This window comes from Enterobacter bugandensis (assembly GCF_900324475.1).
Classification (GTDB): Bacteria; Pseudomonadota; Gammaproteobacteria; order Enterobacterales; family Enterobacteriaceae; genus Enterobacter; species Enterobacter bugandensis.
Map to the genome: position 1 here is coordinate 128,135 of NZ_LT992502.1, position 12,530 is coordinate 140,664.

The 12,530-nt window shown below is 58.4% G+C and carries 13 protein-coding genes; 5 read left to right on the top strand and 8 right to left on the bottom strand.

From position 1 onward, the window contains the following. A complete protein-coding gene (gene envC, locus DG357_RS00645; RefSeq protein ID WP_231940812.1) occupies positions 1-1,260 on the bottom strand; it encodes a murein hydrolase activator EnvC in 1,260 nt (419 codons plus the stop codon). Between the two features lie 33 nt (positions 1,261-1,293). After that, entirely contained in the window at positions 1,294-2,838 is a 1,545-nt protein-coding gene (gene gpmM, locus DG357_RS00650; protein WP_088204476.1) for a 2,3-bisphosphoglycerate-independent phosphoglycerate mutase, read from the bottom strand. A 246-nt stretch (positions 2,839-3,084) separates the two neighbouring features. Here gpmM and DG357_RS00655 point away from each other — a divergent pair, with 246 nt between their 5' ends. The 5 genes from DG357_RS00655 to cysE all read left to right on the top strand — a co-directional run bounded on the left by DG357_RS00655 (position 3,085) and on the right by cysE (position 6,194). Then, complete coding sequence (locus DG357_RS00655; protein ID WP_014882007.1) at positions 3,085-3,516, top strand: rhodanese-like domain-containing protein; 432 nt, start codon at positions 3,085-3,087, stop codon at positions 3,514-3,516. 11 nt (positions 3,517-3,527) lie between these two features. After that, entirely contained in the window at positions 3,528-3,779 is a 252-nt protein-coding gene (gene grxC, locus DG357_RS00660; protein ID WP_028015037.1) for a glutaredoxin 3, read from the top strand. Between the two features lie 32 nt (positions 3,780-3,811). After that, positions 3,812-4,279, top strand: a complete 468-nt coding sequence (secB, locus tag DG357_RS00665; protein WP_003860835.1) for a protein-export chaperone SecB — start codon at positions 3,812-3,814, stop codon at positions 4,277-4,279. After that, on the top strand, positions 4,279-5,298 hold the full coding sequence (gene gpsA / locus DG357_RS00670; protein ID WP_088204477.1) for an NAD(P)H-dependent glycerol-3-phosphate dehydrogenase: 1,020 nt from the start codon (positions 4,279-4,281) through the stop codon (positions 5,296-5,298). Before secB ends, gpsA begins: the two co-directional genes overlap by 1 nt. A gap of 74 nt (positions 5,299-5,372) precedes the next feature. Then, the gene (gene cysE / locus DG357_RS00675) at positions 5,373-6,194 is read left to right on the top strand and encodes a serine O-acetyltransferase (RefSeq protein WP_008502718.1); all 822 of its coding nucleotides are present in this window, start codon (positions 5,373-5,375) and stop codon (positions 6,192-6,194) included. On the opposite strand, the gene trmL is transcribed toward cysE, so the two are convergent. The 6 genes from trmL to DG357_RS00705 form a co-directional block, all read right to left on the bottom strand. Continuing rightward, a complete protein-coding gene (trmL, locus tag DG357_RS00680; protein WP_059357132.1) occupies positions 6,191-6,664 on the bottom strand; it encodes a tRNA (uridine(34)/cytosine(34)/5-carboxymethylaminomethyluridine(34)-2'-O)-methyltransferase TrmL in 474 nt (157 codons plus the stop codon). The two genes, cysE and trmL, sit on opposite strands and share 4 nt — an antisense overlap. Before the next feature lie 45 nt (positions 6,665-6,709). Further along, the gene (locus DG357_RS00685; protein ID WP_028015040.1) at positions 6,710-8,050 is read right to left on the bottom strand and encodes an MFS transporter; all 1,341 of its coding nucleotides are present in this window, start codon (positions 8,048-8,050) and stop codon (positions 6,710-6,712) included. A gap of 180 nt (positions 8,051-8,230) precedes the next feature. Next, positions 8,231-9,418 (bottom strand): FMN-dependent L-lactate dehydrogenase LldD, encoded by a 1,188-nt coding sequence (lldD, locus tag DG357_RS00690; RefSeq protein ID WP_049001275.1) that lies wholly within the window; start codon positions 9,416-9,418, stop codon positions 8,231-8,233. Next, positions 9,415-10,188: a transcriptional regulator LldR gene (lldR, locus tag DG357_RS00695; RefSeq protein ID WP_028015042.1), complete on the bottom strand. Its 774-nt coding sequence runs from the start codon at positions 10,186-10,188 to the stop codon at positions 9,415-9,417. The genes lldD and lldR overlap by 4 nt, the downstream gene beginning before the upstream one ends. Continuing rightward, the gene (gene lldP / locus DG357_RS00700) at positions 10,185-11,840 is read right to left on the bottom strand and encodes an L-lactate permease (protein ID WP_088204478.1); all 1,656 of its coding nucleotides are present in this window, start codon (positions 11,838-11,840) and stop codon (positions 10,185-10,187) included. Before lldP ends, lldR begins: the two co-directional genes overlap by 4 nt. A 271-nt stretch (positions 11,841-12,111) precedes the next feature. Then, a complete protein-coding gene (locus DG357_RS00705; RefSeq protein WP_015572767.1) occupies positions 12,112-12,474 on the bottom strand; it encodes a YibL family ribosome-associated protein in 363 nt (120 codons plus the stop codon). Between the last annotated feature and the right edge of the window lie 56 nt (positions 12,475-12,530).

The window sequence follows — 12,530 nt, forward strand, 5'->3', positions numbered from 1 at the left end:
TTATCTTCCCAACCACGGCTGTGGATTGACCGCCTGACCCTGACGACGAATTTCGAAATAGAGTGACGGGCGGCCCTGACCGCCACTGCTGCCCACAAGGGCGATGGGTTGGCCGGCGCGCACCTGGGTGCCGACGCTGACCAGCGCGCTCTGGTTGTAGCCGTAAAGGCTCATGTCGCCTTTACCATGCTCGACCACCACCACCAGCCCGTAACCCTGCAGCCAGTCGGCCAGAATCACGCGGCCATCGGCGATGGCTTTTACTTCGCTACCTTCAGACGCACCGATAACGATCCCTTTCCAACGTAGCTCACCCTGCAGCTGTTCGCCATAGCGATGCAGAATAGTGCCGCGAACGGGCCAGTAGGCCTGGCCGCGCGGGGAACCCAGACCGCCGGTACGCGACATCAGGGAGCGTTCGCTTTCGCTTGGCTTGTAGGTGGTCCCTTTGCGGGAGGCTTCCTGCTGCTTGTCGCGAACCGCCTGCGCCTCGCGGGCCTCTTTTTCGGCGCGCGCCTTCGCTGCGGCTTCCGCACGGGCAATGCTGTTACGCAGTTTTGATTCGTTGGCGCGCATTTCGCTCAGCTGGCTCTGTCCTGCCTGAATGGAGGACTCAAGACCGGACAGCGTTTTCTTGCGTTCGTTACGGGCCTGCTCAAGTTTCGCCTGCTGCGCTTTTTGTTCGTAGAGCAACGTCTGCTGCTGGCTCTGCTTCTCTTCCAGCTCCGCTTTTTGGGTGGAGACCTCTTCACGCGTTTGTTTCAGCTGTGCAATGGTCTCCTGACGCGCCTGGTTCAGATAGCCGAAATAGGCCTGCAGACGTTGGCCGCGCTGGCTCTCTTCACCGCTGAGGATCAGCTGGAGTCCGGTATGCTCACCCTGGCGGAATGCGGCATCCAGCTGTGCTGCGAGGTTGCGCTCCTGCGCATCACGCTGGCGCTCCAGTTTGGCAATCGACGCATTCATCTCGTCGATCTGTTTGTTCAACTGGGTGAGGGTGTTTTGCGTTTCACGGAGTTTACGTGCGGCAGCGGAGATGGCCTCTTCCTGCTGCTTAAGCTGGGCGAGCAGGGTGGCGCGCTGCTGTTGCTGCTGGCGTACCGCACGCTCTTTGGCGGCGATATCGGCCTGAATGGATTTCAGCTGGTCGCGGTCATCCGCGTGGGCGGATGCGGCGCACAGCAATACGCCAGCGCTGAGTGCGCTGGCGCAAAGCAGAGGTCTGACTGATAGCCTAAGCGGCTTCACGACCCATGTGATTGAAAAAATCGCCTTTCCCCTCATGGGGAGCGATTATTCCACGATGAACAGCGGCTTACCAGTCATCTCTTCAGGGATCGGCATACCCATCAGCGACAACATGGTTGGCGCGATGTCGGAAAGCTTGCCGCCTTCTACTGCTTTCAGTGATTTATCACCCACATAAATCAGCGGAACAGGCAGGTTGGTATGGGCGGTGTGCGCCTGACCGGTTGCCGGGTCACGCATCTGCTCGGCGTTACCGTGGTCAGCGGTGATCAGCAGCTGGCCGCCAACGGACTCAACCGCTTTCGCAACCTGCTCAACGCAGTGGTCCAGCGCTTCAACCGCCTTCACTGCCGCTTCCATTACGCCGGTATGGCCGACCATGTCGCCGTTCGGGTAGTTACAAATGATGGTGTCGTACTTGCCGCTTTCGATGGCCGCGACCAGTTTTTCAGTCAATTCCGCAGAGCTCATCTCTGGCTGCAGATCGTAAGTCGCGACTTTCGGCGAGTTGATCAGAATGCGCTCTTCGCCTTTGAACGGCTCTTCAACGCCGCCGTTAAAGAAGAAGGTCACGTGCGCGTATTTTTCCGTTTCGGAAATACGCAGCTGCGTTTTGTCGTTCTTCGCCATCCACTCACCGAAGGTGTTAGCCAGCGAGGCTGGTGGGTACGCGCACGGCGCTTTGATGTCTGCCGCGTATTCGGTCAGCTGGATGAAGTCGATGTTAACCACTTTCTTACGGGCAAAACCGTCGAAGTCGCTGTTGACGAACGCACGGGTGATTTCGCGCGCGCGGTCAGCGCGGAAGTTCATAAAGATCAGCGCGTCGCCATCTTCCATTGCGGCATCGGCCTGGCCTTCAGCGCGGATCACGGACGCTTTTACGAATTCATCGTTTTCATCACGCGCGTAAGCGGCTTCAAGTGCTTCAACCGCAGTCGGGAACTGGAATTCCCCTTTTGCCAGAGTCATCAGGTCATAGGCCTGTTCAACGCGATCCCAGCGGTTGTCGCGGTCCATAGCGTAGTAACGGCCAATGATGGAGGCCACGCGGCCTTTGCCCAGCGCGGCGAATTTGTTTTCGAAAGCTTTCAGGGACCCTTCTGCGCTGCGCGGTGGCGTGTCTCGACCGTCCAGGAAGGCGTGCAGGTAGATTTTTTCCGCACCGCGTTCAGCGGCCAGTTCAACCATCGCCATGATGTGATCTTCGTGGCTGTGCACGCCGCCTGCGGAGAGCAGACCCATGATGTGCACCGCTTTACCTGCCGCAACGGCTTTATCTACCGCACCGCAGAGAACCGGGTTAGCGAAGAAGGTGCGCTCTTTGATTTCGACGTCCAGACGGGTCAGATCCTGATACACGATACGACCCGCGCCGAGGTTAACGTGGCCAACTTCGGAGTTGCCCATCTGGCGATCCGGCAGGCCCACTTCCAGACCGGATGCGTCAATCAGGGTATGCGGACGTTTTGCCCACAGTGCATCCATGACCGGGGTTTTTGCGTTGAAAATAGCGTTATCCTGGCTATCTTCACGGTAGCCATAGCCATCCAGAATCACCAGTACCATAGGTTTTTTAGAAACCGACATTGCAACAACCTCATGCTCAAGAGTCAAAATTTGCGTAATTTTACTACAGCTGAATCGATCAAATAGCCGCAGAAGATCAAAGAAAGCGCGGGGGCAAGATGCTGACCGGACCATTTTGAGGCATTTTTTTAGGTGGCATGCCGCAGAAAATGGATTAGGTTATGGTCGCTGGCTGTATTTGCCAGAACGCACAGGTATACTCCTGTCCTGGTTTTTTTATCACTTAGTCGGGAGTAGTTACCCTCCATGCAAGAAATTATGCAATTCGTTAGCCGCCATCCGGTACTGAGCATCGCGTGGATTGGCCTGCTGGCTGCTGTGCTGTTCACCACATTTAAGAGCCTGACGTCTAAGATTAAGGTTATCACCCGTGGTGAAGCGACGCGTCTGATTAACAAAGAAGATGCCGTCGTTGTCGATCTGCGTCAGCGTGACGATTTCCGTAAAGGTCACATTGCCGGCGCAATCAACCTGTTGCCAGCTGAAATCAAAGCCAACAACGTTGGTGAGCTTGAGAAACACAAAGCCCAGCCCATTATCGTTGTGGATGCGACCGGTATGCAGGCGCAGGAATCTGCCAGCGCGCTTTACAAAGCGGGCTTCGAAAACGTAACGGTACTGAAAGAAGGGATTTCCGGCTGGAGCGGGGAAAATCTTCCTTTGGTTCGCGGTAAATAAGGAGTTCAGTCATGGCCAATATTGAGATCTACACCAAAGCGACGTGCCCGTTCTGCCACCGTGCGAAAGCGCTGCTGAGCAGCAAAGGCGTCACGTTCCAGGAACTGCCGATCGACGGTGACGCGATCAAACGCGAAGAGATGATCCAACGTAGTGGTCGTACGACGGTTCCGCAGATTTTTATTGATGCGCAGCACATTGGCGGCTGTGATGACTTGTATGCGCTCGATGCCCGTGGTGGACTCGATCCGCTGCTGAGCTAAGAGACTTTAGGACAATTAAAAAGGGTATTTCCATGTCAGAACAAAACAACACCGAAATGACTTTCCAGATCCAGCGTATCTACACCAAGGATGTCTCTTTCGAAGCGCCAAATGCGCCGCACGTTTTCCAGAAAGACTGGCAGCCAGAGGTTAAACTTGATCTGGATACCGCATCCACCCAGCTGGCGGATGACGTGTATGAAGTCGTACTGCGTGTGACCGTGACCGCCTCTCTGGGCGAAGAAACTGCATTCCTGTGCGAAGTACAGCAGGGCGGTATCTTCTCCATCGGCGGCATCGAAGGCAACCAGATGGCGCATTGCCTGGGTGCATACTGCCCGAACATCCTGTTCCCGTATGCCCGTGAATGCATCACCAGCCTGGTTTCTCGCGGTACATTCCCGCAACTGAACCTTGCGCCAGTGAACTTTGATGCGCTGTTCATGAACTATCTGCAGCAGCAGGCTGGCGAAGGTGCCGAACAACATCAGGATGCCTGATGAGCACTGTTAATGCGTCAATGACTGTGATCGGTGCCGGCTCATACGGCACCGCTCTTGCCATCACGCTGGCAAGAAATGGTCACGACGTGGTCCTGTGGGGCCACGATCCAAAACATATCGCCACGCTGCAGCGCGACCGTTGCAATGTGGCGTTTCTTCCGGACGTTCCGTTCCCTGACACCCTGCACCTGGAAAGCGATCTTGCAACCGCGCTGGCGGCCAGCCGCAACATTTTGATTGTGGTACCAAGCCATGTCTTTGGCGACGTGCTGAATCAGATCAATCCGCTGATGCGCCCGGATGCGCGTATCGTCTGGGCGACCAAAGGGCTGGAAGCGGAAACCGGACGTCTGCTGCAGGACGTTGCCCGCGAAGCGCTGGGGGATGAGATCCCGCTGGCGGTCATCTCCGGGCCGACCTTTGCCAAAGAGCTGGCTGCGGGCCTGCCGACGGCGATCTCGCTGGCATCCACCGATCAGGCTTTCTCCGACGATCTCCAGCAATTGCTGCACTGCGGCAAGAGCTTCCGCGTCTACAGCAACCCCGATTTTATCGGCGTGCAGTTGGGTGGCGCGGTGAAGAACGTGATTGCCATCGGGGCCGGGATGTCTGACGGTATTGGCTTTGGCGCCAACGCGCGTACGGCGTTGATTACCCGCGGCTTAACCGAGATGTCCCGTCTGGGCGAAGCGCTGGGTGCCGATCCGGCCACCTTTATGGGGATGGCGGGTCTGGGGGATCTGGTGCTGACCTGTACCGATAACCAGTCTCGTAACCGCCGCTTTGGCATGATGCTCGGACAGGGCAGCGATGTAAAAAGCGCGCAGGAGAAGATTGGACAGGTGGTGGAAGGCTACCGCAATACCAAAGAAGTCCGCGAATTGGCGCACCGGTTTGGTGTCGAAATGCCAATAACCGAGGAAATTTATCAGGTATTGTATTGCGGAAAAAATGCGCGCGAGGCAGCATTGACCTTATTAGGTCGTGCGCGCAAGGACGAGCGCAGCAGTAACTAGTCGGAACCGTTGTCACCTGAATGACCCAGCCAGCGCAGAACTGGCTGGTCATTAACTATCGTCTGGAGTTAGCAATGCCGTGTGAAGAACTGGATATCGTCTGGAATAATATTAAAGCCGAAGCCCGGGCGCTGGCCGACTGTGAGCCTATGCTGGCCAGTTTCTACCACGCAACGCTACTCAAGCACGAAAACCTCGGCAGCGCCCTGAGCTATATGCTCGCCAACAAGCTGGCGTCCTCGATCATGCCCGCGATTGCGATTCGTGAGGTGGTGGAAGAGGCTTACGCCGCTGACCCGGAAATGATTGCGTCTGCCGCCTGTGATATCCAGGCCGTGCGCACCCGTGACCCGGCAGTGGATAAATACTCTACGCCGCTGCTGTACCTGAAAGGCTTCCACGCGCTGCAGGCGTACCGCATTGGCCACTGGCTATGGAATGAAGGCCGCCGCGCGCTGGCGATCTTCCTGCAAAACCAGGTTTCCGTGACGTTTCAGGTTGATATTCACCCGGCGGCGAAGATTGGCCGCGGGATCATGCTCGACCACGCCACCGGGATCGTTGTCGGTGAAACGGCGGTGATTGAAGACGACGTCTCGATCCTGCAATCCGTTACCCTGGGCGGTACCGGGAAAACCAGCGGCGATCGCCACCCGAAAATTCGTGAAGGGGTGATGATTGGCGCGGGGGCTAAAATCCTCGGCAATATCGAAGTCGGGCGCGGCGCGAAGATTGGCGCGGGGTCGGTTGTGCTCCAGCCCGTGCCGCCGCACACCACCGCCGCTGGCGTACCGGCGCGCATCGTTGGTAAGCCAGACAGCGATAAGCCGTCGATGGATATGGATCAGCACTTCAACGGCATTCACCATACCTTCGAGTATGGTGACGGCATTTAACTTCTGAGAATGGCGCCCGGGTAACCCAGCTGGCGCCAGGCTTCATACACCACCACCGACACCGCGTTCGACAGGTTCATGCTGCGACTGTCCGGCATCATCGGAATACGGATTTTCTGCTCAGCGGGCAGGGCATCGAGGATCGTGGCCGGCAGGCCGCGGGTTTCCGGGCCAAACATCAGATAGTCACCCTCCTGATAGCTCACGGCGCTGTGCGCTGGCGTGCCTTTGGTGGTCAGGGCGAACATGCGCTGCGGCCTCTCTGCTTCCAGAAACGCGGCGTAATCGTGATGGCGAACCACGGCGGTAAATTCATGGTAATCCAGCCCCGCGCGGCGCAGGCGTTTGTCGTCCCACGTAAAGCCCATCGGCTCGATGATGTGCAGACGAAAACCGGTGTTGGCGCACAGGCGGATGATATTGCCGGTGTTCGGCGGAATTTCTGGTTCGAATAAAACGATGTTAAGCATGCTGCCCCCTTAATTGCGGGGGCAGAATAGCAGAAAAGAGAGGAACTACGCGACGCCGGGTTCCTGCGAGCGGCTGTACAGCATTTTGTAGACGGTTGCCGCCGCGGCCACCAGAGCGGGCACGCTGAGGATCATTAAAATACTGTCTGCCTGCCACTGCATGGAAAGAAGCTGGGCGCTGGTCATGGTTCCCGCCACGCCGCCAAAGCGGCCGATGCCCTGCATCCAGGCGATACCCGTCGCGCGGCACTCGGTAGGGTAAAAGGTGGCGGCCAGGGTTTGCATGCCCGACTGCGCGCCGTTCATCGCGATCCCCATCAGGAAAATCAGCCCGCCAAACAGGGCGATATGGTTATGCTCAAGGCCAAGCAAAAGAATCAGGCCCATCGTCAGCACAAAACCACCTGCGACCACCTTGTGCGCTTCCCAGCGGTCCATCATCCAGCCCGCGAGCAGAATGCCTGCGGTGCCGCCGAAGGTAAACAGCGAGGTGAGCCAGGCGGATTCCGCCAGGGCATAACCCATCCCCTGCATCAGCGTCGGCATCCAGCTAAGCAGGACGTAGTAAATCACCAGCCCCATAAAATAAGTCACCCACAGCATCAGGGTGCCGGGTAGCCAGGGCATGGAAAACAGCTGCCCCACGCTTCCTTTTTTAGACGCGGCTTTCTCTTCCGCCAGGAAAAAGCCTGTAACGCTCTCCAGCGTGCTGCGGCTGAACCGGCTGGCAATGCGGCGAACCTGCGCGACGTCTTTCCCGCGCTGCACCAGAAACTTCACCGATTCCGGCAGCAGCAGCGCCAGCAGCACGGTTAAAATCAGCGGTGCAATCGCGCCGGTCAGCAGCACGCTTCGCCAGCCGTGGTGAGGGATAAGCCAGGAAGAGATCGCCCCGCCGCCCGCTGCGCCCAGAGGGAAGCCGCAGTACATGGTATTAATCGCCATGGCGCGGCAGCGCTGGGGGGCGAACTCTGAGATCAGCGTGATGGCGTTAGGCATGGCGGCGCCGAGCCCGAGACCCGTCAGAAAGCGCCATAGCGTCAGGGTGTTGAGGCTTTGCGCCCAGGCCGTCCCCAGGCTCGCCAGGCCGAAGAACAGGCACGAGAAGACCAGCACGCGCTTGCGTCCCATCCGGTCCGATACCGGACCTGCAATAAGGGCTCCCAGCGACAGCCCCAGCAGCGCCGCACTCAGCACCGGCCCCAAATCCTGTTTATGTATTCCCCACTCCGCCGACAGCGTAGGCGCGATGTAGCCCATCGCTGCCGTATCAAAACCATCGATCGCCAGAACCAGAAAGCCCAGCACGATAAGAAGCCAGTGAAACCCTGAAAAAGGACTCTCGTCGATCACCTGCTGAATATCCACCTTACCTGAATAGGTCATACGCTCCCCTCCGATGTGATGTTGTTTTTGTGTTCTTGTATTTGCTTGTCTATACAATTGCGAGCGGGAGGGGTGTGTCAAATTTTCTTATCCAGAATGTTACGCAGGTGTTATTTTCGACAAAAAAAGCGCCCGAGGGGGAAATCGGACGCATGGGAAAGGTGGGGTAACGGGAGAGGATCAGGCCGCGTCGCCATGTGACAGCGGAGCCAGCGCCGCCGGTAGTTTGCTCAACTCCTGCACCAGTGAATCCTTGCTGATTTCACTGATCGACTTCGCGCCGGTCAGGGTCATCGCCACCTTCATCTCTTTCTCGATCAGGTTCAGCAGATTTGCCACGCCCGCCTGGCCGCTGGTGGCCAGCGCGTACAGGTACGCGCGGCCCAGCAGCACGCTGTCGGCACCCAGCGCAATCATGCGCACCACGTCCAGCCCGTTGCGGATGCCGCTGTCGGCCAGAATGGCAATATCGCCTTTCACCGCATCGGCAATGGCCGGCAGGGCGCGGGCGGAAGAGAGCACGCCGTCGAGCTGGCGTCCGCCGTGGTTAGAGACCACAATTCCATCCGCGCCAAAACGCACCGCGTCGCGGGCATCTTCCGGATCGAGGATCCCTTTGATCACCATCGGTCCATCCCAGAACTCGCGGATCCACTCCAGGTCTTTCCACGAGATCGACGGATCGAAGTTGTTCGCCAGCCAGCCGATATAGTCCTCCAGCCCGGTCGGTTTGCCGAGATAGGCCGAGATATTCCCCAGATCGTGCGGTCGGCCGTTCAGACCCACATCCCACGCCCACTGTGGATGCGTTACCGCCTGCCAGTAGCGGCGCAGGGCGGCATTCGGGCCGCTCATGCCGGAGTGGGCATCACGGTAGCGCGCGCCGGGCGTGGGCATATCAACGGTAAAGACCAGCGTTGAGCAGCCTGCCGCTTTGGCACGCTCCAGGGCGTTACGCATAAAGCCGCGATCGCGCAGGACGTACAGCTGGAACCACATCGGGCGCTTGAGGGTCGGGGCGACCTCTTCAATCGGACAGACCGAGACGGTAGACAGGGTAAACGGAATGCCTTTGGCATCTGCCGCGGCGGCGGCCTGCACTTCACCGCGACGGGCGTACATGCCGCATAAGCCGACAGGCGCGAGCGCTACCGGCATGGAGAGCGTTTCGTTGAACAGCTTCGTCTCAAGGCTCAGGTCAGACATATTCTTCAGCACGCGCTGGCGCAGGGCCACTTCTGACAGATCCTCTACGTTGCGGCGCAGGGTGTATTCGGCATACGCCCCACCGTCGATGTAGTGGAACAGGAACGGCGGCAAAATGCGCTGCGCCGCGGCGCGGTAGTCACTGGCTGCTGAAATAATCATGCTTTGTTCTCCCTGGAAATATCACTGTCGCCAGGCAGACGGGTAATACGCGCCTGTCGGGCCTGGTCTTCATCAAATCGTTTAATGGTGGTGTGCACGAAGCCGAGATGCGCCATCATCGCCTTGCGCGCGGCTTCGGCATCGCCGGCCAGAATGGCGTTGAGCACCGCCTCGTGCTGTTCGGTCAGCTGGGCAAAGACCGGCGGGACCAGATACATGCGCTGGCGGCTCTGCTTCACGGAGGATTGCAGCAGGTCGAAGAACCCGCGCATGGTCTGGAGCAGCACCACGTTGTGCGACGCCTCGGCGATTGCCAGATGGAAACGCACGTCCGCCTGGGAGGCGATGTCCGGGTCGCTGCTTAGCGTGGCTTCGAAGCAGGCTTTGAGCTTCTCTTTGTCGGCTTCGGTTGCCCGCATCGCTGCGTGCCATGCGGTACTGGTTTCGATGGCGTGACGCGCTTCAAGGATGTCGAAGCTGTAGTCCGGGTCGTTTTCCAGCAGCGTCTTCAGCGGCTGAACGATGTTTTGCTCGGACCAGTCATCATGCTGCCAGCGCACAAAGGTGCCACCGCCGCGACGGCTCACCAGTACCCCTTCGCTGACCAGCGTTGCCAGCGCCTCGCGCAATGAGTTACGTGATACGCCAAGCTGGGCGGCAAGCTGGCGCTCGGCGGGCAATTTCATGCCCGCTTCCAGCTGTTGTTCTTCAATCAGCGCCCGCACGCGAGAGGCAATCTCGTCGGACAGGCGTCTGGGCATCACTATCATGGGATCATCCAGGTTAAGACATAGGCCTGCAGGGTGGTGATCACGCCCACCATGCAGGTGAATATCAGGCTGTGTTTCACGGTAAAGCGGAACAGGTCCGACTCTTTGCCTACCAGTCCCACCGCCGCACAGGCAATGGCGATGGACTGCGGGGAGATCATTTTGCCGGTCACGCCGCCGGTGGTGTTCGCGGCGACCAGCAGCACGTCCGACACGCCAATCTGCTGGGCTGCCGTTGCCTGCAGCGCGGCAAACAGGGCGTTAGACGAGGTATCTGAACCCGTCAGGAACACCCCCAGCCAGCCGAGGAACGGCGAGAAGAAGGTGAACGCGTGTCCGGTGTGGGCCAGCGCTAACGCCAGCGTCGACGACAGGCCGGAGTAGTTCGAGATAAACGCGAACGCCAGCACCATGCCGATGGAGTAGATCGGCAGCATCAGCTCTTTAATCGTGGCCGCAAAAGTCTGCACAGCGGCGGCAGGCTTCATGCGCAGCCACACCACGGAAAGAATAGCGGCAAACAGGATGGCGGTCCCGGTGGCGGAGAACCAGTCAAACTTAAACACTGCCGCATACGGGGTGGCGTCGTGCACGACCGGCGGCATACGGGCAACCATCTTGTCGAGGAACGGCACGGAGATGTTAATCACCATGTCGTACAGCGCGCCGCCGGGAGCGAACAGCGATTTAAACGGCGGTATGCTCCACAGCGTCACGGTAGCGGTCAGGAACAGGAACGGCGACCAGGCGCGGACGATCTGTCCGGCGGTATAGCCGGTGCGGGCGAGGGTCTGATCCACATGCGATGCGCCCATGTCCGCAAAGCGGAAGATACGCACCGGCTGCCAGCGTTTCAGGAACAGCGTCAGACAGACCAGCGACACCAGGGAAGAGATGATGTCCGGCAGCTCCGGGCCAAGGAAGTTCGAGCTGAGGTACTGGGCAATCGCGAACGAGCCGCCTGCCACCATCACCGCAGGCCAGGTCTCCTTCACGCCGCGCCAGCCGTCCATAATCGCCATGATCCAGAACAGCACGATAATGGTCAGGAACGGCAGCTGGCGGCCAACCATCTGGCCGATCTCAAAGCTGTCCAGCCCAGTCACCTGACCCGCGACCAGAATCGGAATCCCCATCGCGCCAAACGCCACCGGTGCGGTGTTCACAATCAGGCACAGGCCAGCGGCGTACAGCGGGTTAAAGCCCAACCCGACCAGCAGCGCGGCGGTGATCGCCACCGGTGCGCCGAATCCTGCCGCGCCTTCAAGGAACGCCCCGAAGGAGAAGCCGACAATCAGCATCTGCAAGCGCTGGTCAGGGGTGATGGAGAGAATCGACGAACGAATGATGTCGAACTGCCCGGTCTTTACCGAGATTTTATAGACAAAGACCGCGGCGATGATGATCCACGCAATCGGCCACAGGCCGTAGAAGAAACCGTAGACAACGGAGGCCAGCGCGCGGTCGACCGGCATCTTGTAAAAGAACAGCGCCACCAGCAGGGCGATGGCAACGGTGTACGTCGCGGCGAGGTAGCCCTTCAGCTTGAGCTTAATCAGCGCAAAGAAGAAGAACAGGATCGGTAACGATGCGATCAGGCTCGACAGCCAGATATTGCCGGCCGGGTCGTAGTTTTGTTGCCAGAGGCTCATGCAGGTCTCCTGGGGACCAGACAGCCTGTGCTGCGGGTGAGTCTCCGCTCAACTCTGCGTCACAAGCTGTGTAAAAGTGGTCCTGCCAATATTGTGTTGTAGGGTTAATGACAATGAATGGTTAACCAGATGTTATGGAGTGGCAATGGTTTTGTGAGCGCAAATAATGGAATTGTGAACCGGGGGAGGATTGATTGCGCTATTGGTTGGACCAATTCACGCGAAGGGGAAAAGAGTAGGCCGGGTAAGCGCAGCGCCACCCGGCATGAAATCAGAATGCGGTCTTACAAAAACCCGTCATCTCTTTCAGGCCCATTTCGCGGCCAAGCTCGGTCATCGGGTGTACCACCACCAGGCCACGGACGCTTTTCTTCAGCTTGCCCATGTCAGCCTGCTCTTTCTTGGTGATCGCGCGGCGGTGCGGCATGTTCATCAGCTTCTGCGCTTCTTTGCTCAGCTTCTGGCCTTTCACTTCGCGCAGGCGCTCAATCTCCGCTTCCAGCTTCACGGACTCTTTTTCCAGCTCGGCATATTTCTCGGCGGAATCAACCAGAGACAGGCCAGCCATCTGGTGACGGATCAGATCCAGACGGTCGCTCAGGCGTTTAATTTCGTTCTTTTCGACTTCTTTCATGACAATTGACTCTAAATCGGGGGAATTACAGGGAAGGATACACCAATGTGAACGGG